The organism is Cupriavidus sp. MP-37, assembly GCF_020618415.1.
In the GTDB taxonomy this organism is placed as follows: domain Bacteria; phylum Pseudomonadota; class Gammaproteobacteria; order Burkholderiales; family Burkholderiaceae; genus Cupriavidus.
Map to the genome: position 1 here is coordinate 2452664 of NZ_CP085344.1, position 21834 is coordinate 2474497.

General features: G+C 69.0%; 18 protein-coding genes. 5 read left to right on the forward strand and 13 right to left on the reverse strand.

Annotation, left to right across the window (positions count from 1 at the left end; translation table 11 throughout):
* Nucleotides 1–70: 70 nt before the first annotated feature.
* The gene (phaC, locus tag LIN44_RS11310) at nucleotides 71–1852 is read right to left on the reverse strand and encodes a class I poly(R)-hydroxyalkanoic acid synthase (protein WP_227312165.1); all 1782 of its coding nucleotides are present in this window, start codon (nucleotides 1850–1852) and stop codon (nucleotides 71–73) included.
* A 457-nt stretch (nucleotides 1853–2309) separates the two neighbouring features.
* Between phaC and LIN44_RS11315 the strand changes: the two genes are divergently transcribed.
* Nucleotides 2310–2537, forward strand: coding sequence for a hypothetical protein (locus LIN44_RS11315; protein ID WP_227314388.1), 228 nt, complete (start codon nucleotides 2310–2312; stop codon nucleotides 2535–2537).
* Nucleotides 2538–2548: 11 nt separating this feature from the next.
* Here LIN44_RS11315 and pgeF read toward each other — a convergent pair whose 3' ends face one another.
* Both pgeF and LIN44_RS11325 read right to left on the reverse strand, forming a co-directional pair.
* Nucleotides 2549–3352: a peptidoglycan editing factor PgeF gene (gene pgeF, locus LIN44_RS11320; protein ID WP_227312166.1), complete on the reverse strand. Its 804-nt coding sequence runs from the start codon at nucleotides 3350–3352 to the stop codon at nucleotides 2549–2551.
* Entirely contained in the window at nucleotides 3336–4601 is a 1266-nt protein-coding gene (locus LIN44_RS11325; RefSeq protein WP_227312167.1) for an RluA family pseudouridine synthase, read from the reverse strand. The genes pgeF and LIN44_RS11325 overlap by 17 nt, the downstream gene beginning before the upstream one ends.
* Before the next feature lie 17 nt (nucleotides 4602–4618).
* Here LIN44_RS11325 and LIN44_RS11330 point away from each other — a divergent pair, with 17 nt between their 5' ends.
* Nucleotides 4619–5449: an outer membrane protein assembly factor BamD gene (locus LIN44_RS11330; RefSeq protein ID WP_115680050.1), complete on the forward strand. Its 831-nt coding sequence runs from the start codon at nucleotides 4619–4621 to the stop codon at nucleotides 5447–5449.
* Between the two features lie 80 nt (nucleotides 5450–5529).
* Here LIN44_RS11330 and LIN44_RS11335 read toward each other — a convergent pair whose 3' ends face one another.
* From LIN44_RS11335 to LIN44_RS11345, 3 genes are all read right to left on the reverse strand, one after another.
* Nucleotides 5530–7716 carry an ATP-dependent DNA helicase gene (locus LIN44_RS11335; RefSeq protein ID WP_370641563.1) on the reverse strand — a complete coding sequence of 729 codons (2187 nt, stop codon included), beginning with the start codon at nucleotides 7714–7716 and terminating at the stop codon, nucleotides 5530–5532.
* Between the two features lie 75 nt (nucleotides 7717–7791).
* A complete protein-coding gene (locus LIN44_RS11340) occupies nucleotides 7792–7995 on the reverse strand; it encodes a DUF465 domain-containing protein (RefSeq protein ID WP_114135277.1) in 204 nt (67 codons plus the stop codon).
* Nucleotides 7996–8021: 26 nt separating this feature from the next.
* Complete coding sequence (locus LIN44_RS11345) at nucleotides 8022–8819, reverse strand: hypothetical protein (RefSeq protein WP_227312169.1); 798 nt, start codon at nucleotides 8817–8819, stop codon at nucleotides 8022–8024.
* A 165-nt stretch (nucleotides 8820–8984) separates the two neighbouring features.
* On the opposite strand from LIN44_RS11345, the gene LIN44_RS11350 reads away from it, so the two are divergent.
* Nucleotides 8985–11345 carry a Tex family protein gene (locus tag LIN44_RS11350; RefSeq protein ID WP_227312170.1) on the forward strand — a complete coding sequence of 787 codons (2361 nt, stop codon included), beginning with the start codon at nucleotides 8985–8987 and terminating at the stop codon, nucleotides 11343–11345.
* Nucleotides 11346–11402: 57 nt separating this feature from the next.
* Here LIN44_RS11350 and LIN44_RS11355 read toward each other — a convergent pair whose 3' ends face one another.
* Both LIN44_RS11355 and LIN44_RS11360 read right to left on the reverse strand, forming a co-directional pair.
* Nucleotides 11403–12758 carry an ATP-binding protein gene (locus LIN44_RS11355; RefSeq protein WP_227312171.1) on the reverse strand — a complete coding sequence of 452 codons (1356 nt, stop codon included), beginning with the start codon at nucleotides 12756–12758 and terminating at the stop codon, nucleotides 11403–11405.
* Nucleotides 12755–13426 (reverse strand): response regulator, encoded by a 672-nt coding sequence (locus tag LIN44_RS11360; protein WP_227312172.1) that lies wholly within the window; start codon nucleotides 13424–13426, stop codon nucleotides 12755–12757. Before LIN44_RS11360 ends, LIN44_RS11355 begins: the two co-directional genes overlap by 4 nt.
* Before the next feature lie 207 nt (nucleotides 13427–13633).
* Between LIN44_RS11360 and LIN44_RS11365 the strand changes: the two genes are divergently transcribed.
* Together LIN44_RS11365 and LIN44_RS11370 are read left to right on the forward strand one after the other, a co-directional pair.
* A complete protein-coding gene (locus LIN44_RS11365; RefSeq protein ID WP_227312173.1) occupies nucleotides 13634–15442 on the forward strand; it encodes a glycosyltransferase family 39 protein in 1809 nt (602 codons plus the stop codon).
* A 3-nt stretch (nucleotides 15443–15445) separates the two neighbouring features.
* The gene (locus tag LIN44_RS11370; RefSeq protein WP_227312174.1) at nucleotides 15446–16501 is read left to right on the forward strand and encodes a bifunctional UDP-4-keto-pentose/UDP-xylose synthase; all 1056 of its coding nucleotides are present in this window, start codon (nucleotides 15446–15448) and stop codon (nucleotides 16499–16501) included.
* 79 nt (nucleotides 16502–16580) lie between these two features.
* On the opposite strand, the gene LIN44_RS11375 is transcribed toward LIN44_RS11370, so the two are convergent.
* From LIN44_RS11375 to LIN44_RS11395, 5 genes are all read right to left on the reverse strand, one after another.
* Nucleotides 16581–17003 carry an Hsp20/alpha crystallin family protein gene (locus tag LIN44_RS11375; protein ID WP_227312175.1) on the reverse strand — a complete coding sequence of 141 codons (423 nt, stop codon included), beginning with the start codon at nucleotides 17001–17003 and terminating at the stop codon, nucleotides 16581–16583.
* Nucleotides 17004–17018: 15 nt separating this feature from the next.
* On the reverse strand, nucleotides 17019–17459 hold the full coding sequence (locus LIN44_RS11380) for an Hsp20/alpha crystallin family protein (RefSeq protein ID WP_227312176.1): 441 nt from the start codon (nucleotides 17457–17459) through the stop codon (nucleotides 17019–17021).
* Between the two features lie 198 nt (nucleotides 17460–17657).
* A complete protein-coding gene (locus LIN44_RS11385) occupies nucleotides 17658–18737 on the reverse strand; it encodes an alpha/beta fold hydrolase (protein WP_227312177.1) in 1080 nt (359 codons plus the stop codon).
* A gap of 123 nt (nucleotides 18738–18860) precedes the next feature.
* On the reverse strand, nucleotides 18861–19250 hold the full coding sequence (locus LIN44_RS11390) for a hypothetical protein (RefSeq protein WP_227312178.1): 390 nt from the start codon (nucleotides 19248–19250) through the stop codon (nucleotides 18861–18863).
* 457 nt (nucleotides 19251–19707) lie between these two features.
* The gene (locus tag LIN44_RS11395) at nucleotides 19708–21606 is read right to left on the reverse strand and encodes a potassium transporter Kup (RefSeq protein ID WP_227312179.1); all 1899 of its coding nucleotides are present in this window, start codon (nucleotides 21604–21606) and stop codon (nucleotides 19708–19710) included.
* Nucleotides 21607–21834 lie beyond the last annotated feature (228 nt).

The window sequence follows — 21834 nt, forward strand, 5'->3', positions numbered from 1 at the left end:
ATGGAAACTGGAAACGGGGACCCGCGGGCCCGCCGGCGCCCGCGCGGGCGCGTCGGCGGACCTGCGGGCATCAAGCCTTGGCTTTGACGTATCGCCCAGGCGCGGGTTCGATTGCAGGGTAGCGCGCATTGCCGTATCCGGCAGGCGCGGCGCGCTTGGCGCCGGCATGGCTGGCCAGCCATGCCGACCAGTCCGGCCACCAGCTGCCGGGGTGCTCGGTGGCGCCGGCCAGCCATTGCTGCGGCGACGCCGGCAAGGCGTCGTTGGTCCAGTGGCTGCGCTTCTTCTTTGCCGGCGGATTGATCACGCCGGCAATATGGCCGGACGCGCCCAGCACGAAGCGCAGCTTGTTCTTCAGCAGCGCGGTCGAGGCATAGGCCGCGGTCCACGGCACGATATGGTCTTCGCGCGAGCCGTAGAGATAGGTCGGCACGTCGATGCTGCCCAGGTCCACCGGCGCATTGCAGACGGTCAGCTTGCCGGGCACCTTCAGCTCGTTCTGCAGGTAGGTGTGGCGCAGGTACCAGCAGTACCACGGCCCCGGCAGGTTGGTCGCGTCGCCATTCCAGAACAGCAGGTCGAACGGCACCGGGGTGTTGCCCTTCAGGTAGTTGTCGACCACGTAGTTCCACACCAGGTCGTTCGGGCGCAGGAACGAGAAGGTGTTGGCCAGCTCCAGCCCGCGCAGCAGCGCGCACGGTGCGCCGGCGCCGCCGCCCAGCGTGGCTTCGCGCAGCTGCACGTGGCCCTCGTCGACGAAGACGTCGAGGATGCCGGTGTCGGTAAAGTCCAGCAGCGTGGTCAGCAGCGTCAGGCTCGCCGCCGGATGCTGTCCGCGCGCGGACAGCACCGCGAGCGCGGTGGAAATGATGGTGCCGCCGACGCAGAAGCCGAGCACGTTGATCTGGTCCTCGCCGCTGATGTCGCGCGCGACTTCGATGGCGCGGATGGCGGCGTGTTCGATGTAGTCGTCCCAGGTGCGCGACGCCATGCTGGCATCGGGATTGCGCCACGACACCAGAAACACGGTATGGCCCTGCTCCACCGTATGCCGCACCAGCGAGCTTTCGGGCTGCAGGTCAAGGATGTAGTACTTGTTGATGCAAGGCGGCACCATCAGCAGCGGGCGCGCATGGACCTTGGCGGTGAGCGGCTTGTACTGCAGCAGCTGAAAGTATTCGTTCTCGTAGACCACCGCGCCTTCGGTGACCGCGACATTGCGGCCCACTTCGAAGGCGGTCTCGTCGGTCTGCGAGATCTTGCCGCGCGTCAGGTCTTCCATCATGTTGCGCACGCCGGCGCGCAGCGATTCGCCGCCCGATTCGATCAGCAGGCGCTGCGCTTCGGGATTGGTGGCGAGGAAGTTGGCGGGCGACATCGCGTCGACCCACTGCGAGATCGCAAAGCGGATGCGCTGGCGCGTCTTGGCATCGGCCTCGACCGCGTCGGCAAGCTCGGTCAGCGCACGCGCGTTGAGCAGGTAGAAGGCGGCGGCGTAACGGTAAGGCACGTTGTTGCGCCAGGCGTCGCCAGCGAAACGGCGGTCGTGCAGCGGGCCGGTGCCGTCGGGCTTGCCCTCGGCCAGCGCTTGCCACAGCGCCGCGAAGTCCTTCATGTAGCGCTGCTGGATGTCGGCCAGCTGCGCCGGCGCAATCTTGACGCCGGCCAGCGAATCGAGTCCCGGGATGCCGGACATCATGCCGGATGCGGCCGCGTGGCCGTTGCCTTCAGTGCCCTGCCACTGGCGGGACCATTCCAGCCAGGTGGCTGGATCGAATGGCCCCGGCGTGAACTTGCGTGGTTGGGACTTGCCTTCCTGCGTGGAAGCTGCCGCACCTTTGCCGGTCGCCATGATCAGTTTTGTCTCTCTGCCGTCACTATTCGAACCGGCTCCGGGCATTGCCCTGGCCGGCACTCTGCATGGGGAGATGCTATCCGAATGGACCCGGCTGCGGCCCTCCCCGCCACGGGAGGGCAAGCCGGCACATCTGCCCTGGAACTGGCCTGGAACCCCGGCCGCACCACGTGCGGCAAGGGCTTGCATCCATTCCGATAGCGGCTCCCTTTTATCCGGCGGGCGCGGCGCCTCGGTTGTCAGCGCCATGCGTTATGCTTGCCGGAAAAACCTGGGAATCGTCAGCGATTCCGAGACATTCGAGGCCATTGTTGCCTTGCAACGCGCGCGCTGTCAATGCGGAAATCAATGCGGAAATCCGCCCCGGCGCCGCGCGCTGCCCGACCTACCGGACGGTATGCAGCGCACGCATCTGCCGGGGCCATCGAGCATAGGCGAGAAGGATGAAATTCTGATGTACATCGTGGCCATTGGCTGGCTCTACGTCGCGCTGATGATGGCGATCACCGAGCACAACGTGGTGGCGGGCGTCGCCACCTTCCTGATGTATGGGGTCGCGCCGGTCGCGCTGGTGCTCTACATCATGGGCACGCCGGGCCGGCGCCGGCGCAAGGCCGAGGCCGAACGGGCGCAGGCCACGGCTGCCACGGCCAGCGAAGTGGCGAAGGGCGCGGACGAATAAGACCGCTGCGCTCAGTCGGCCAGCCAGACCAGGCTGGCCATGCGCCCGGTGACGCCGTCGCGCCGGTAGGAATAGAAGCGGTCGGCGTCGGCGACGGTGCAGGCAGCGCCGCCGTAAACATCGACACAGCCGGCACGGGCCAGGCGCGTGCGCGCCAGCGCGTAGATGTCGGCAAAGTACTTGCCCGGGGTCCCGGCGCGAAACGCCGCGGCAACGTCGGCGTGTTCGTGCGGGCGTGCCTGCGCGAGAAAGGCGTCGCGCACCTCGGCGCCGACCTCGAAGGCAGCGGGGCCGATCGCCGGCCCCAGCCATGCCAGCCAGCGCGTCGTAGCGCCGCCGGCGGCCGCCTGCATCCGCGCCAGCGTGGCCTCGATCACGCCGTTGCACAGGCCGCGCCAGCCCGCATGCGCGGCCCCCACCACCGTTCCCTGCGCATCGCACAGCAGCACCGGCAGGCAATCGGCCGTCATCACGGCGCAGACGTGGCCCGGCGTGAGCGCCAGGCTGGCATCGGCCTGCGGCACGGGATCGCCCGATGCGGCCACATGGTCGACCGTCGCGACCGCGCAGCCATGCACCTGCTCCAGCCATTGCGGCATCGACGGCAGGCACGCGGCCAGCCGCGCGCGGTTGCGCGCCACGTCGGCCAGATCGTCGCCAACGTGGGTGCCCAGGTTCAGGCCGCCCGGGATGCCGCCGGCGAGCCCGTACGGCCCCTGGCTGACACCGCCCTGGCGCGTGGTCGACAGCGCGCGCACGCGCGCCGGCGCGGGCCAGTCGGGGACCAGCCAGGCGGGATCAGGCGCCGCGTTCATCGCCGTCGCCGTCGTCGTCATCGTCATCATCGCCGGCGTATTCCCAGTGGGCTTCGCCGCCTTCCCACACTTCGTCCCAGGCCTCGTCTTCGTCGTCGGCCTGCGCGCTTTCAAAGTCGAGCGCATCGATCAGCGCCTGCAGGTCCTCCGGCGGCTGCGCGGTCCACGACATGTGCTTGCCGGTGACCGGATGCACCAGGCCGAGCTTGTACGCATGCAGCGCCTGGCGCGCGTAGGGCACCGGCAGCGGCACGCGGATTGCCGGACGCTGGCCGCGCTGGGTGGCGCGGAAATAGACCGGGTCGCCCACCAGCGGATGACCGATGGATTCGAAATGCACGCGGATCTGGTGGGTGCGGCCGGTCTCGAGCTTGCACATCACCATCGACACGAAGCCGCGCCCCAGCGGCACCGTCGCCAGCGTGCGGAAATGCGTGCGCGACGGCTTGCCGCTGGCGGTCTGCACGATCGCCATGCGGGTGCGCTCGCGCGGGTCGCGCCCGATCGGCGCGTCGATGGTGCCTTCGTCATAGGTGCGGCCCCACACCAGCGCGATATAGGTGCGCTTGACCGTGCGCGCCTGCAGCTGGCGCACCAGGTCGGTCTGCGCGGTCAGCGTGCGCGCCACCACCATCAGCCCGGAGGTTTCCTTGTCGAGCCGGTGCACGATGCCCGCGCGCGGCAGCGACGCGGCGCCGGGGTCGCGGTGCAGCAGGCCATTGAGCACGGTGCCGCTCCAGTTGCCGGCGGCCGGATGCACCACCAGCCCGGCGGGCTTGTTGATCACCAGCAGGGTGTCGTCCTCATAGACCACGTCCAGCGGCACGTCTTCGGGCGCGAACGCCGACGCTTCCGGCGCGGCCTGCGGCCGGACCTCGATCCGGTTGCCCATCTGCACCGCGTCGCGCGGACGGCGCACCTGGCCGTCGACGCGCACCGCGCCGCTTTCGATCCATTGCTGCAGGCGGCTGCGCGAAAACTCGCTGAAGTGACGCGCCAGCAATTTATCGAGGCGCTCGCCATGCGAGGCGCTGTCCACCTCCAGCGACAGGGTTACGGTCGCGTCGGCCGGCCCGGCAGCAACGGCCGGTGCGTCGACGGCATCGTCGAAATCTTCCGCGCTGGCCTCGAAATCGGCCACCACCGCGGCGGCGCGCACCCGTTCGGGTGGCAGTCCTCCCACGCCATCTGCGGCTTGCGGGTTGGGCTGGGGGCTTGGGCTATAATGCTTGACGCTATTTTTCTTCATCCGGGATACGATTGCCCATGCAATTGCAGAGCATGAAACGCGCGCGCTGGCGCACGACAATTGGAGCGGTTCTGCTCGCAGGCGGCTGCGTCATGCTGTCTGCATGCGGCCTGCTCGCGGACCAGCCCGACGAGACCGCCGGCTGGTCGGCCAACAAATTATATTCGGAAGCCAAGGATGCCCTGGATGGCGGCGACTACACCCGCGCCGTCAAGCTGTATGAAAAGCTCGAAGGCCGCTATCCGTTCGGCCGCTATGCGCAGCAGGCGCAGATCGACACCGCCTACGCCAACTACAAGGACGGCGAGACCGCGGCCGCGCTGGCGGCGGTGGACCGCTTCATCCAGCTGCACCCGAACCACCCCACCATCGATTACGCCTACTACCTGAAGGGGCTGATCAACTTCAACGACAACCTCGGCTGGCTGGGCCGCTTCTCGGGGCAGGACCTGAGCGAGCGCGACCCCAAGGCCGCGCGCGCCGCCTACGATGCCTTCCACACGCTGATCACGCGCTACCCGGAAAGCAAGTACACGCCGGACGCCACGCTGCGCATGCAGTACATCGTCAACTCGCTGGCCCAGCATGAAGTGCACGCGGCGCGCTACTACTACCGGCGCGGCGCCTACCTCGCCGCGGTCAACCGTGCCCAGCAGTCGCTGAAGGACTACGACGGCGCACCCGCCAACGAAGAGGCGCTGTACATCATGATCCGCTCGTACGACGCGATGGGCATGAAGGACCTGCGCGACGACACCGCGCGCGTGATGGAGAAGAACTTCCCGGAGAGCGACTTCATCAAGTACGGCGCACGCCGCAAGGACAAGTCCTGGTGGGAAGTGTTCTGACGCCGCCGCGCCGGCAGCGATAAAAAACGGGACGTGTCGCAATGACCGTCCCGTTTTTCTTTTGCCGCGGCTCGTCGTGATCAGTCGACGGCCGGATCCTCGGCACTGGCTTCGACCTGCGGCTCGGCGGGCGATCCGCGCAGCGACTCCAGGAAGCGCACCACCGTGGCCGCCTCGCGCGTGCGCGTGAACGGCGGCAGGCTCTGCCAGATCTGGCGCCCATAGGGCTTCTCGACCAGGCGCGTATCGAAGATCGCCAGCACGCCGCGGTCCGATTCCGAGCGGATCAGCCGCCCTGCCCCCTGCTTGAGCGTGATCACCGCATGCGGCAGCTGGTGCACGGCAAACGGGCTCAGGCCCTTCTTCTGCAGCACTTCCATGCGCGCGGCCAGCACCGGATCGTCGGGCGGCGCGAACGGCAGCTTGTCGATGATCACCAGCGACAGCGCCTCGCCGCGCACGTCCACGCCTTCCCAGAAACTCTGGCTGCCGACCAGCACCGCATTGCCCAGCTCGCGGAAGCGGTCCAGCAGCTCGGTACGGCTGGCCTGGCCCTGCACCAGCAGCGGCAGGTTCAGGCCGCGTTCGGCAAAGGCATCGTAGAGCAGGTCCGAGGCGCGCTGCACGGCGCGCAGCGTGGTGCACAGCAGGAAGGTGCGCCCGCCGGCCGCCTCGATCAGCGGCAGCGCCGCCTGCACCACCGCATCGGTGAACTGCGGCGACTGCGGCGCGGGCATGTCGCGCGGCACGTACAGCAGGCCCTGCTTCGCATAGTCGAACGGGCTCGGCAGCGTCAGCGAGCGGTCCTTGTCGAGCCCCAGCTGCGCGGCGTAGTGGGTGAAATTGCCCTTCACCGACAGCGTCGCCGAGGTGAAGATCCACGCGCGCGGATGGCCGCCGCGCTGCCGCGTGAAGATCGGCGCGATCGATAGCGGCGTGCGGTGCAGCTGCACGGTGTGCGAGAACACCTCGACCCAGCGCACGGTTTCCGGACCGGTGGCGGCCGCGGGCTCGCCCTGCTCCTCTCCCTCCGGTGACGGCGGTGGCGGCGCGGCCGGCGCATCGGTGCGCCAGGCGGCCAGCTTGTTGGCCAGCTCGAGCGCGCGGCGGTGGCACTGCTGCAGCGATTCGGCGCGCTCGGCCTGGCTTTCGAGCATCTCGACGAAGTCGGACAGCGCCGCGTCGAGCGCATCGAGGGTCTCGTTGAACGGTTCGGCGATGCGGCGGTCCGCCTCGATCTGGCCCAGCGCCAGGCGCGCGTTGTCCTTGCCGAAGGCCAGGCGCAGGTCGCGCGCGGCACGTTCCAGCGGCGCTGCCAGCGCCACCCAGTCGACCGCATCGCGCGCATGCGACAGGCCCTCGGCCACGGTATCGCGCGCGATCTCCAGCAGCTGGCTGGTCGACAAGGTCTCGCCGAAGAACAGCGTGGCGGTCTCGGGCAGCTGGTGCGCTTCGTCGAAGATCACGGTGTTGGCGGCGGGCAGCAGCTCGGCCATGCCGGTATCGCGCAGCACCACGTCGGCAAAGAACAGGTGGTGGTTGACCACCACCACGTCGGCCTGCTGCGCTTCCTTGCGCGCGCGCATCACGAAGCAGTCCTTGTAATACGGGCATTCCGAGCCGAGGCAGTTGTCGCGCGTCGAAGTCACCATCGACCACACCGGCGCGTTCTCCGGCACCGACGCCAGCTCCGCCTTGTCGCCGGTCGCGGTTTCCTTGATAAAGCGCCCGATCTCGCGCAGCCACGCCGCATCCTGGCGCGAGGCCAGGCGCCCGCCGGCCTGCGCGCGCTCCAGGTGGTAGTGGCAGACGTAGTTGGCGCGGCCCTTGAGCAGCGCCACCGAGACCGGCACGTTGAGCGCGTGGCGCACGGTCGGGATGTCGCGCAGGAACAGCTGGTCCTGCAGGTTCTTGGTGCCGGTGGACAGGATCACCTTGCCGCCCCACAGCATCGCCGGCACCAGGTAGGCGTAGGTCTTGCCGGTGCCGGTGCCGGCCTCGACGATGACCGAATCATTCTGCGCGATCGCGCCGGCGACGGCCTCGGCCATCTTGTGCTGCGATGCGCGCGGCCGGTAGCCGGGAATGGCCTGGGCCAGCGTGCCGGTATCGGCGAAGATGGTGGCAAGCTCGGCGCCGCGGCTGGCGGCGGCATCTGCCTGCACGGCATGGGCAGGCGGCGCGGCCTCGCTGGGGTCGCTGGCGTCGCTCGGGTCGCTCGGGTCGCTGTCCAGGGACAACTGGCGGGAATCGGGAAGATCGGACAAGGTGGGCAATGTTGTATGGGCTGCGGCAAGCCGGCAGCGATTGCCGGCCATCGCCGCGCCCGGGCGCGACGGCGCTCAGGCCGGCACGTCGGGTTCGAGCTGCAGCTGCAGCAGCGTGATGGCGTCCTTCAGCTTGAGCCGGCGCTTCTTCAGCCGGCGCAGCTGCAATTCGTCATGGACCGCATCGCCGGCCAGCCGGTCGATCAGGAAGTCGAGATCGCGGTGCTCGATCTGCAACTCCATGATGCGCCGTTCCAGGGTATTCAGGTTGCTGTCCATCTATGCCTCCGCTGCCATCACCCGGCTCAGAAGCCGAACGGACGCGGCGCCGACGCCGGGCCGCCCTGTTGCTGCTCCCTGGCCTTGGCGCGCCGCTCTTCCAGCGCCTTCTGGCGCTGCTCGAGGTCGCGCTGCTTGTCTTCGTATGCCTTCACGTTCTCCTGGCGCTGGCGGGCCTGTTCCGCGCCCTTCTGCTGCGCCTCGCGCATGCGGGCATCGAAGTCGGACTGCTTCTTTTCATAGGCCTGGGCGTTGGCGGCACGCTGCGGGGCCTCGGCCTGGCGCTGCGCGTCGCGCAGCTGCTGTTCCTGCTGCTTTTTCTCGTACGCCTCGCGGCTGGACTGCTCGCTGGCGGCGCGCTGCGGCTGGCTGGCCTCGAACTCGGCACGGCGCAAGGCCTGCTCGCGGTCGCGCTCGGCGGCGCGGTGGGCGCGCTCGGCCTCGCCCACTTCCAGCTCGCGCTTGCGCAGCACCTGCAGCTCCTCGCGCTGGATTTCCTTGGCGTTGTTGATGCAGTGGGTAACGAAGAACTTGCTGTAGCACTCGCGCTCGGCGGCGGCGAAACGGTAGTTGGTCCACGCGCGCGAATCGCCGATGGCCTTGCGCTCGGCGGCAAAGTCACGCGCGGCAGCGGGTGCGGCGCCGGCGGCGGGCGCCGAGGCCTGCGCCTGCGCCGCGCGCAGCGGCAGCAGCGCGGCACAGGCCGCCACGGCCACGGCGGCCAGGGCGCCGCGGCGGATCAGGATGAAATCGGGCACGTTGGCGAAGGTTGGCATGGCCGGGAGGGTGGCCTTGGCGGCGGCCGGGCGGGGCTTGACGATCATGTCCGGATTCTAGCATCCGGGCCGGAGCGCGGCCTGCCCCCGGCACGTGCGCACGTGCGGGCAACGCCTCCCGCGGCAGCCATGCCGCCGGCGCCGCCGGACCCCCGCGCGCTTGTGGCAAAATGCCCCGCTTTCGACTGACTGCGTCTCACGCTGCGTTCCACGATGTCCAACCTGCCCGCATCCGTCTCGCAAAAGATCGTCGCGCTCATCGCGGCCGAACTGTCCGTGCAGCCCCGCCAGGTGGCCGCGGCCGTGGCGCTGCTCGATGAAGGCGCCACCGTGCCCTTTATCGCCCGCTACCGCAAGGAAGTCACCGGCAACCTCGACGATACGCAGCTGCGCAACCTGGAAGAGCGCCTGCTGTACCTGCGCGACATGGAAGACCGCCGTGCCGCGATCCTGGCGTCGATCGAGGAACAAGGCAAGCTCACGCCCGAGCTGCAAGCCGCGATCGAAGCCGCGCAGACCAAGCAGGCGCTGGAAGACCTCTACCTGCCCTACAAGCCCAAGCGCCGCACCCGCGCGCAGATCGCGCGCGAATGCGGCCTGGAGCCGCTGGCGCTGGCCTTGCTGGCCGATCCCACGCTCGATCCGCAGGCCGAGGCGGCGAAGTACGTCAACGGCAACCCCACCGCCGACGGCGGCGTGCCCGACGTCAAGGCCGCGCTCGACGGCGCGCGCGACATCCTGTCGGAACAGTTCGGCGAAACCGCCGAACTGCTGGGCAAGCTGCGCGAGCACCTGTGGAACCACGGCGTGGTGGCGTCCTCGGTAATGGAAGGCAAGGAAACCGCGGAAGAAGAGAAATTCCGCGACTACTACAACTACAGCGAGACCCTGCGCACGGTGCCGTCGCATCGCGCGCTGGCGCTGTTCCGCGGCCGCAATGCCGGCGTGCTGATGGTCAAGCTGGGCCTGGGCGAAGAGCAGGACGCGCTGGTGCCGCATCCGTGCGAAGCCATGATCGCGCGCCATGTCGGCATCCAGCAGCTGGGCCGCCCGGCCGACAAGTGGCTGGGCGACGTGTGCCGCTGGTGCTGGCGCGTCAAGGTGCAGCCGCACCTGGAGACCGAGCTGCTGACGCAGCTGCGCGAAACCGCCGAGAGCGAGGCCATCAAGGTGTTCGGCCGCAACCTGCACGAACTGCTGCTGGCGGCGCCGGCCGGCCCCAAGGCGGTGATGGGCATCGACCCGGGCATCCGCACCGGCTGCAAGGTGGCCGTGGTCGACAGCACCGGCAAGCTGCTGGAAACCGCCACCATCTACCCGCACGAGCCGCGCCGCGACTGGAACGGCTCGCTCGCCGCGCTGGCGCGCCTGGCGAAGCAGCACAACGTGGCGCTGGTGTCGATCGGCAACGGCACCGCCAGCCGCGAGACCGACAAGCTGGTGCAGGACCTGATCAAGCAGATGCCCGAGCTCAAGCTGACCAAGATCGTGGTCAGCGAAGCCGGCGCCTCGGTCTACTCGGCGTCGGAACTGGCCGCCAAGGAATTCCCGGACCTGGATGTGTCGCTGCGCGGCGCGGTGTCGATTGCGCGCCGGCTGCAGGACCCGCTCGCCGAGCTGGTCAAGATCGATCCCAAGTCGATCGGCGTGGGCCAGTACCAGCACGATGTCAACCAGCGCGAACTGGCGCGCGCGCTCGACGCGGTGGTCGAGGACTGCGTCAACGCCGTGGGCGTCGACGTCAACACCGCCTCGGCGCCGCTGCTGGCGCGCGTGTCCGGCCTGAACTCGGTGCTGGCGCGCAATATCGTCGAGTTCCGCGACGCCAACGGCGCCTTCCCCAACCGCAATGCGCTGAAGCAGGTGCCGCGCCTGGGTGACAAGACCTTCGAGCAGGCCGCGGGCTTCCTGCGCATCAACGACGGCGACAATCCGCTGGACCGCTCGTCGGTGCACCCGGAGGCGTACCCGGTGGTGCAGCGCATCCTCGACCACGTGAAGAAGGGCCTGCGCGATGTGATGGGCAACCGCGAGGCGCTGCGCGGCCTCTCGCCCGAAAAATTCACCGACGAATCGTTCGGCCTGCCCACCGTGCGCGACATCCTGTCCGAACTGGAAAAGCCCGGCCGCGACCCGCGCCCCGAGTTCAAGACCGCGACCTTCCAGGAGGGTGTGGAGGACGTCAAGGACCTGCAGCCCGGCATGGTGCTCGAAGGCGTGGTCACCAACGTGGCGGCGTTCGGCGCGTTCGTCGATATCGGCGTGCACCAGGACGGCCTGGTCCATATCTCGGCGCTGTCGAACAAGTTCGTCAAGGACGCGCATGAAGTGGTCAAGGCCGGCCAGATCGTCAAGGTCAAGGTGATGGAGGTCGACGTCAAGCGCAACCGCATCGGCCTGTCGATGCGGCTCGATGACGAGCCCGGCCAGGCCGCGGCGCGTGCCGGTGGTAGCGGTGACCGCGGTGACCGGGGCGGCCAGCGCAACGGCGGCGGCAAGGGCTTCGGCGGCGGCCGCCGCGAGCCGGAGCCGGCCGGCGCGATGGCCGCGGCCTTCGCCAAGCTCAAGCGCTGATCGCGCCGGCCGGCGGCATGACGCCCCGCGCGGGACACCGTGCGGGGCGTTCTCTTTTCAGCCGCCGTGCGCGAGCCGCACCGCCAGCCCCGTGGCGGCGCCATCGGTGCGGTTGGCAAACGCCAGCTCCAGCCCATGCAGGCGCGCCACGCGCCGCGCGATGGAAATGCCCAGGCCGTGGCCCTGCTCGCGCTGCCCCTGGCCGCCGCGGAAGAAGCGGTCGCCCAGGCGCGCCAGCAGCTCCGGCGCAACGCCTGGGCCCTGGTCGCGCACGGTGATGCTGTCGGGCCGGAAATCGACCAGCACCAGCGCGCCCGGCGGGCTGTAGCGGATGGCGTTGTCGAGCAGGTTGCGCAGCAGCAGCGCCAGCAGGCCGGGGTCGCCCGCCACCGGCAACGGCGCCTGGCCCGGGGGCGGCCAGGCCAGTTCCACGTCGACCTGCTTCTGCTGCGCCAGCGCCAGGCAGTCGGACAGCGCCTGCTGTGCCACCGGCACCCAGTTGACCGGCTGGCGCGACGGCAGCGCGGCGGCGTCTTCGAGCCGGCTCAGCGTCAGCAGCTGCGACACCAGCCGGCCGATGCGGTCGATGCCGGCGGCGACATTGGCCCGCGCCAGCGCGCGCTCGTCGCGGTCGGGCGAGCGCTCGGCGATTTCCCACTGCGCCTTGAGCGCGGCCAGCGGCGTGCGCATCTCGTGCGCGGCATCGGCGGTCAGGCGCCGCTCGTGCTCGATCGAATCGGAAACGCGCGCCAGCAGCCGGTTCATCGCGTGCACCAGCGGCACCAGTTCGCCCGGCACGGCAGCGAGGCTGAGCGGACGGCGATCGTCCGCGGCGCGCGCTTCGATATCCGCGGACAGCGTGCGCACCGGCGCCATCGCGCGCCGCATGAAGCCGATCAGCAGGCCGATCAGCAGCGGCAGGCCCACCGCCCACGGCAACACCTGCGCGGCGATGTAGGACAGGATCAGCTCGTTGCGCTCGCCCAGTTGCTGGCCCACGCACACACGCCAGCCCGTGTCGGGATCGTCGAGGTAATAGAGCCGCCAGCGCTGCCGCTCGAGCGTGACGTCGGTAAAGCCCTTGACGCCCTCGGCGCGCGGCAGCTTGTCGCCGTCGGGATCGATATGCAGCGGCTTGCCGTCGGGCAGCCAGGCGGCGATGGCCAGGTCGCCCAGGCCGGCGTCGCCCAGGTCGCCCTCATCCAGCCGCGGCACGCGCGCGCGCGACATGCCGGCGGCGATGTCGACCAGCGGCACCACCGACTGCATCTGCAGCGCCATGCGCACCATGTCGGTGTCGTAGAGCTCGTTGATCTCGTGCCGCGCGCGCACATAGGTCATGCCGAGCGTCAGCAGCCATACCACCGGCGCGGCCACCAGCACCGCCAGCACCAGCCTGCGCTGCAGCGTCATGCGCAGTCCTCGGCCGCGCCCAGCGTGTAGCCGGCGCCGCGGAAGGTGCGCACGATCTTCGGATGGATCTTGCGGCGCAGGTGGTGGATGTGCACTTCGAGCGTGTTGCTCTCGATCCCGCCCTGCCAGTCATAGAGCTTGTCGCGCAGCACCTCGCGCGTCAGCAGACGGTTGGGGTGCGCCAGCAACAGTTCGAGCAGCATGGCTTCGCGGCTGGTCAGCTCGACCGGCCTGCCCTGCCAGTACGCCTGGCGCGCGGCCGGGTGGAAGTCCAGCGCGCCGTGGCGCCACACCGGCGCGGACATCCCCGCCGCGCGGCGCGTGACCGCGCGCAGCCGCGCGGCCAGTTCATCGAGCGCGACCGGCTTGACCAGGTAGTCGTCGGCACCGGCATCGAGTCCGCCGATGCGGCTGTCGACGGCGTCGCGCGCGGTCAGCACGATCACCGGGATGCGGCTGCCGCGCGCGCGCCAGCGCCCCAGCAGCGTCATGCCGTCCTCGCCGGGCAAGCCCAGGTCGAGCACCACGGCGTCGTAGTGGACCAGGCCGAGCGCATGGTCGGCGTCGGAGCCGCTGCGAAACCAGTCGACCGCGTAGTCGTGCAGCTGCAGGCCGCGCCGCAGGCCGTCGCCCAGCATCGGGTCGTCTTCAACAATCAGGAGTCTCATGCTCTGGAGTGGCCCGGAGATATCACGGCATGGTGCGCGCGCCGCTTAATGTGCCATTAAGGTTCGCGGATTATGCTCGGCTCACCTTTCAATTGCCTGCCCGTACAACGCGGCGCGCCTGGCCGGCGTGGACATGGCCTGGCCTGCCGCGCCGGTCCGTCGCCGGCCGCCGCATCAACGCTTCCACCAACGCCGCCACCTTCCTCCATGCAGCACCGTTCCGATCGCCTTGCCGCCGAGCCCGGGTTCCTTCCGGCCCGCGCCACCGCGCCATGGCCCGCCGCGCGCGTGGCCGGCGTTCCGGCGCTGACGCTGGCACTGGTCGTGATCGCCTTTGCGCTGCTGTGGTTCGGCACGCTCGGCATGCGCCACCTGCTGGGTCCCGACGAGGGCCGCTATGCCGAGATCGCCCGCGAGATGCTGCACAGCGGCGACTGGATCACGATCCGCTACGACGGCCTGAAGTACTTCGAGAAACCGCCGTTCCACATGTGGATGACGGCGGTCGCGTATGCGTTGTTCGGCATCGGCGACTGGCAGGCGCGGCTGTGCGTGGCGCTGGCGGGCGCAGCAGGGCTGGGGGTATCGATGCTGGCGGCGGCGCGCTGGTTCGGCGCGCGCGCCGGGCTGATGGCCGGGCTGGTGCTGGCCGGCGCGCCGATGTGGAACGTCGCGGCGCATTTCAACACGCTCGACATGACGCTGTCCGGCGCCATGGCCTGCGTGCTGGCCAGCCTGCTGCTGGCGCAGCATCCGGCGGCGACGCCCGCCGCGCGCCGCCGCTGGATGCTGGCGTGCTGGGCGGCCATGGGCGTGGCGGTGCTGACCAAGGGACTGGTTGGCGTAGCGCTGCCCGGGCTGGTGCTGGTGCTCTACACCGGCGCCACCCGCGACCTGTCGCTGTGGCGGCGCCTGCATGCGCCGGCCGGGATCGCGCTGATGCTGCTGGTGGCGGTGCCGTGGTACTGGCTGGTGGCGCAGCGCAATCCGGAATTCCTGCGTTTCTTCTTCATCCACGAGCACTGGCAGCGCTATACCTCGACCGTGCACGCGCGCACCGGCGCGCCGTGGTACTTCGTGCCGCTGCTGGCGGGGGGATTCCTGCCATGGCTGGGCCTGCTGCCGGGCATGGTGCGCGCGGTGACGCAGCGCGCCGGGGTGGCGCACGCAGCCGGCACGGGTCAGCCGTTCCAGCCCGCGCTGATGGCAGCGATATGGGCGGTGTCGATCTTCGCCTTCTTCAGCCTGTCGGGATCCAAGCTGCCGGGCTACATCGTGCCGATGTTCCCGGCGCTCGGCATCCTGGGCGGCGTGGCGCTGACGCAGATCCGTGAGCGGACCTGGAGCCGGCAATTGCGCGCCATGCTGGGGCTCGGCGCCATGGGCCTGCTGGCGAGCCCGCTGGTGGCCACGCTCGATGCCAACAACACGCCCAACGCGCTGTACCGCAACTATGCGGTCTGGGCAGCGCTGGCTTTCGCGCTGGTGACGGCAAGTGCCGCCGCGGCGTTGTGGCTGCTTCGGCGCCGCGGCCGCATGGCCAGTGTCACGGGCTATGCCTTCGGCATGCTGCTGGCCTTTTCCATCGCGCTGCTCGGCCACGAGGCCATCGGCCGCTCGGCTGCGGGCATCGACCTGGTCGTGCCGATCGCGCGCGTGCTGCGGCCCGGCATGCCGCTGTACGGCGTCGGCATGCTCGACCATACGCTGCCGTTCTACCTGCGCCATCCGCTCACCATGGTGGCGCAGGCCGACGAACTGGACTTCGGCGCCGCGCAGGAGCCGCAAAAATGGTTGCCCACCATCGACGCCTTCGTTGACGCCTGGCAGCATGGCCCGCGCGCCGTCGCGCTGCTGTCGCCGCAAGCGTTTGCCGGGCTGAGCGCGCGCGTGCCGATGCATGTGGTCGCACGCGACTGGCGCCGCGTCGCGGTGTCCAACTTTCCCTTGGCCGGCGAGCGCGAGGCGCGCCGGCTTGTTCCCGACTCCCCTGCCCTTCCCCCTGCCATTCCTTAACGCATGCCAGCCAAGAAAGTACTGATCCTCGGCGTCAACGGCTTCATCGGCCACCACCTGACGCGCCGCATCCTGGAAACCACGCCGTGGGAGGTCTACGGCATGGACATGAACACGGACCGCCTGGGCGACCTTGTCGACCACCCGCGCATGCACTTCTTCGAGGGCGACATCACCATCAACAGGGAGTGGATCGAGTACAACATCCGCAAGTGCGACGTGGTGCTGCCGCTGGTCGCCATCGCCACCCCCGCCACCTACGTGCGCCAGCCGCTGCGCGTGTTCGAGCTGGACTTCGAGGCCAACCTGCCGATCGTGCGCGCCGCGGTCAAGTACCGCAAGCACCTGGTGTTCCCGTCGACCTCCGAGGTCTACGGCATGTGCAGCGATGAAGAATTCGACCCCGAGGCCTCGCCGCTGGTCTACGGCCCGATCAACAAGCCGCGCTGGATCTACGCCTGCTCCAAGCAGCTGATGGACCGCGTGATCCACGCCTACGGCATGGAGCAGGGGCTGAACTACACGCTGTTCCGCCCCTTCAACTGGATCGGCGCGGGGCTGGACTCGATCTTCGAATCGAAGGAAGGCTCGTCGCGCGTGGTGACGCAGTTCCTCGGCCACATCGTGCGCGGCGAACCGATCAAGCTGGTCGACGGCGGCGCGCAGCAACGCGCCTTCGCCGACATCGCCGACGGCATCAGCGCGCTGATGCGCATCATCGAGAATCCGGGCGGCGTCGCCAGCGGCAAGATCTACAACATCGGCAACCCGGGCAATATCCACTCGGTGCGCGAGCTCGCCGAGATGATGCTGAAGATGGCCGCCGACTATCCGGAGTACGCGGACCAGGCCCGCAAGACGCAGATCGTCGAGACTTCGTCGGGCGACTTCTACGGCAAGGGCTACCAGGACGTGCAGCACCGCGTGCCGAAGATCGACAACACCATCGAAGAGCTGGGCTGGCGCCCCGAGATCAGCATGGAAGCGGCGCTGCGCCGCATCTTCGAGGCATACCGCGGGCATGTCGGCGATGCCCGCGTGCTGGTCAACCAGGGCTGAATGGTCGCGGCAAGAGCTCGCGGCCAAAGCAAAGCAAAACGGCGGTGCCTGGGCACCGCCGTCTTGCATCCGGGCAGGCTTAGCCCACCGAGACCTCGATCCGGCGCGGCCGCGCTTCATCGCGGCGCGGGATGGTCAGCTTCAGCACGCCGTCCTGCAGGTTGGCCTGGATGCCGGACGCGTCGAGATCCGGGCTCAGCGTAAAGGTGCGCGCGTAGCGCGGCTGCCGCACCTCGGCATGCTGCACGCGCAGGCCGGCCGGCATCGGCAGCACCGCCTCGCCCTCGATGCGCAGGTTGCTGTCGTGGACGTTGACTTCCAGCTTGTCGCGCGGCACCCCCGGCAGATCCGCCCACAGCGTGACGCCGGCGGCGGTCTCGAAGATATCGACGGCCGGCATCAGCGTCATGGCCGGCGCCTCGTCGCGGCGCTGCGCCACGGCGCCGCCCTGCCCGCCCGCACTGTCCTGGTCGCGCTGGATGACTTGATTCGAATCGGTCATGGCAATCTCCTCACATTAGCTGACGGTGATGGCACGCGGGCGCGACGCCTCGCGCTTGCCGATGCTGATCGACAGGCAACCGTTGGCGTAGCGGGCCTGCACCTTGTCGGGATCGGCTGCCTGCGGCAACTCGATCACACGGCGGAAACTGCCCGCGAAGCGCTCCTGCGCGTAGGGCCGCGCGTCGGCGTCGCCCTCGGGCTGTGCCGCGGCGCGCTCGCCGCTGATGGTCAGCAGGCCCTTGTCGACCGACACCTCGAACTGCTCCGCCTTCAGGCCCGGGGCAAACACCACGATCTCGATCGAGTCGTCGGTGGTGCCGATATTGAGCGGCGGAAACGCACCAAAACGCCCGGAGCGCAGGCTGGACGGAAAGCCGCCGAACAGGCTGGCCATCTGCCGTTGCATCCGGTCGAATTCACTGAACAGATCAGTCCCGAAAATGAAATCACTCATGGTTGGATCCTCCTTCTGTGCAGCGGGGAGGCGCACGGACGCCGGAGTTCCCCGGCCACCGGTGGCGCCGGCTGGCGGGGAAGCCACAGCGCGTTGCTGCAGCGGCTGGGCAATCCTTAATTAGTGACCGGCCCGGAGGATTTCAAGAGGGTGATGGCGCGGTGCCAGGGCGGTTGTGCCAGCGCCCGGATGCGCGCCTCAGGCGCCGGCGCGATCGAAGCCGGCCTTGCGCGCCAGCACGATGGCCTGCCCGCGGTTTTCCACTTCCAGCTTGGCGAAGATGCTGGTGATGTGGTTGCGCACGGTCTTCTCGCACAGGTCCAGGTGTGCGGCGATCTGCGCGTTGTCGCGCCCCTGCGCGATCAGCTCGACGATATCGCGCTCGCGGCGCGTCAGCGCGCTGAACGCAGGGGAGCGCGCCGGCTGCGCCGACGGCAGGAACGCGCGCACTTCTTCCAGCCAGCGGCGCCACGCGGGCTCGGTCTCCAGCAGCAGGTGATTGCCGCTCTCCAGCGGCACGAAGCGCGCGCCCGGAATCTGGCTGGCGATCAGGCGCCCTTCATCGAACGGCACGCGCGCATCGCGCACCGCGTGCAGCACCAGCGTCGGGCACGCTACGCGCGGCAGCAGCGCCACCACATCGATGTCGTTGAACACACGCATGAAGCGCGCGGCATTCAGCGGCGAGGTCGAGACCCGCTCCAGTTCGTTGAACCAGGCATGCTGCTCGGCGGTACCGCCGGGGATGAACTGGGTGGTGAAAAACTGGCGGAAGGCGGGGTTCTCCTGGCCCCAGCCGAGCTCGGCCAGCTTGTTCATCAGCTCGGCTTCCTCCAGCAGGCGCTGGCTGAGATGGTCGCGCTTGAGGCGCCCGCGCGCATAGCCGCCGTGCAGCACGAGGTGGCTGACGCGCTGCGGATGCGCGACCGCGTAGGCCACGGCGATCGATGCGCCCTGCGAGATACCCAGCAGCGGGAAATGATCCACGCCGGTGGCGTCGACGATGGTTTCGAGATCGCGCAGCCAGGCCTCGAAGGACAGGTCCTCGATATCGCGGTCGGAGAGCCCGCAACCGCGCTCGTCATAGCGGATCAGCGTATGGGTGTCGGACAGCGCCGTGATCATGTGGCTCCACACCGGGCTGCCGACGTCGAACTCCAGGTGGCTCATCCAGTTGGCCGCCTTGACCAGCGGCGCGCCGCTGCCGGTGATGGCATAGGCCAGCCGCACGCCATCGCGGCTGGTGCACAGGCGGATCTGCTGCTTGAACATCGGCATGTCGGGGCCGCGCGGGCGGAAACTGCCGCTCGGCAGCCGCGGGCCGCGGCCGCCATGCGGGCGCGCCGCGTGACTTCCCTAGCTTAGGCAAAGGACGGGCGGCGCAAAAGCGCCGCCGCGGGTTCAGGACAGGCATTCCCCGCTGCCGCGCGCATCGCTGCGCGCGCCGTCGGTATAGGGGTTGCGCGCCCCGGCGCGCGCGCCCTCGGTGAAGACATCGAAGCGGCCCACGCGCGCACCATCGGTATAGGGGTCCGGCTTGCGCATCCCGTCCTGGCCCGCTTCAAAGCCGCGCACGCGGCACACGGAAAGATTGCCGCGCGCCACCACCGGCAGCAGCGCGCTCTCCGCGGCCGGACTGCGCGCCCCCTCGGTAAAAGCGTCGCGCTGGGCGGTGTGGCGCGGCACGGCAGCGGCCAGGGCTTCGCCATAGGCGCCGGCCTGGGCCGCCTGGCTGAAGCCGGCGGCGAGTGCGGCAGCGGCAACGAGGGTGTGGGCAAGATTCCTGTGCATTGCAATCTCCAACTGCGGCGGCCGGCGGCAACTCTGCCCCGGCAATGCCGTCATTCAGGCGATCGACGATGAAACGGCGCGGCTGCACGGGATCGCCCGTGCCGTGCAAGCCATTGCCTGGCGCCGGCCGCCTGCCATCCCATCAGGGCAGCGGCGTGGCGCCGGACTCCGGGATCCGGGGTGTGCTGGGGCAGTCTGGATGCCGCCACGCCGATGAGGGAACTGCCGCAAGGCGCGGGGCGAGACAAGCTGAGGAACGTATTGTCGGAGGCGGGCAGGCTCGCCGCATGAGGCCACGGTCCCGGGTCGGGCCGCCAGGGGGCCGTTTTCCGGGACCTGTGCCCCGCTGCCGGGCTTCACGGCCCAAAGCGTTGAACCAAAGAAAAGCCCCCGGCGCGCCTGGCGGCGCGGGCCCGGGGGCTGGCGGAGCGGGTGGCGGGCGCGGGCCCGCGCGCGCTCAGATTTCGACCTTGGTGCCCAGTTCGACGACCCGGTTGGCCGGAATCTGGAAGAAGTCGGACGGCTTGGCGCCGTTCTGGTGCATCCACGCGAACAGGCTTTCGCGCCACATCGGCATGCCCGGCAGCTTGGACGGGATCACCGATTCGCGGGCGATGAAGAACGAGGTCTCCATCAGCTCGAAATGCATGTCGAGCTTGCGATCGGCCAGGTCCAGCACCTTCTGCACGTCGGGCGTTTCCTTGAAGCCGTACTCGGACTTCAGGATAAACACGCCGCCGCCCAGGTCCTTGCAGCTCAGGCGCTGGTCGTCGTCGACGTAGGGGACGTCGCGCGTGATGAAGTTCAGGAACACCACGCGCTCATGCAGCACGCGGTTGTGCTTCAGGTTGTGCAGCAGCGAGACCGGCACCGAATCGGTGTTGCCGGTCAGGAACACCGCGGTGCCTTCGACGCGGTGCGGCGGGTGCGCCAGCAGGCCGGCGATGAACGGCTCCAGGGGGATGCCGTCTTCCAGGCTGCGCGCGCGCAGCAGCTTGCGGCCGCTGTACCACGTCATCAGCAGGAAGAACGCACTGCTGCCCAGCAGCAGCGGGAACCAGCCGCCTTCGGCGACCTTGAGCAGGTTCGCCGCGAAGAACGACAAATCCACCACCAGGAAGGCCGCGCCCAGCACCGCGACCAGCGCGGGGTTCCATTTCCAGACATTGCGCATGCACACCGTCGCCAGGATGGTGGTGATGACCATGGTGGTGGTCACCGCGATGCCATAGGCAGCCGCCAGGTTCTCGGACTTCTTGAACGAGATCACGACGGCGAACACCAGCGCCAGCAGCATCCAGTTCACCACCGGCAGGTAGATCTGGCCAATCTCGGCCGCCGAGGTATAGCGCACCCGCATGCGCGGCAGGAAACCCAGCTGGATCGCCTGGCTGGTCAGCGAGTACGCGCCCGAGATGACCGCCTGCGAGGCGATCACGGTGGCGCAGGTTGCCAGCAGCACCATCGGGATCAGCAGCAGTTCCGGCACCATCAGGTAGAACGGGTTCTCGGTGCCGGCCGGGTTGTTCAGCAGCATCGCGCCCTGGCCGAAGTAGTTCAGCATCAGGCACGGCATCACCAGGATGAACCAGCCGATGCGGATCGGGCGCGCGCCGAAGTGGCCCATGTCGACATACAGGGCCTCGGCCCCGGTCAGCACCAGGAACACCGAGCCGAGCACGATAAACGCCTGCAGCGCGTGCTCGACCAGGAAGATGATGCCGTAGTAGGGATTCACCGCCTTCAGGATTTCCGGCGCCTGCACCAGGTTGTAGATGCCCAATGCGCCCAGCGCCAGGAACCACGCCGTCATCACCGGCCCGAACAGCTTGCCCACCGCCGCGGTGCCGTGGCGCTGGATCAGAAACAGCGCCGCCAGGATCACCAGCGTGATCGGTATCACAAAATGCGACAGCTGCGGCGCGGCGATCTCCAGCCCCTCCACCGCCGACAGCACCGAGATCGCCGGCGTGATCACCGCGTCGCCGTAGAACATGCAGGCACCGAAGATGCCCAGCATCATCAGCACGCGGGCCTTGCCGGAGCGCTGCGCCACGGTGCGCAGCACCAGCGCCATCAGCGCCAGCACCCCGCCTTCGCCGTCGTTGTCGGCCCGCATCACGAACACCACGTACTTGATCGAGACCACGATGATCATGGCCCAGAACAGCATGGAGATCACGCCCAGCACGGCGTCCGTGCTGAAGGCGATGCCGTGCTCCTTGCTGAAGCATTCCTTGAGGGCGTAGAGCGGGCTGGTGCCGATGTCGCCGAAGACGACGCCTACCGCGCCGAGCACCAGCGCGCGCGTGCTGGGGCTCTCGACAAAATAGTGGCTGGTTGTGGATTGGGTCATGAAGTTGGGTCTGCTCGCGCGGAGCGCCGGCAGGTTTGTTGGCTCTGCCGCGGCCTGGCCCGATCCGGCGCTACGGCTTGCTGCGCCCGGTTCCGGTGCTGGTTGCGGTGCTTATTGCATTGCACAAACGGGCGCAATTCTAGTTGAACTGTCGACTATCGACCACTGCGGCAAAAAGGGATGCCGCTTTCGTGACTTCGCAAGAATGGGAGGGAAGTGGCGGATGGT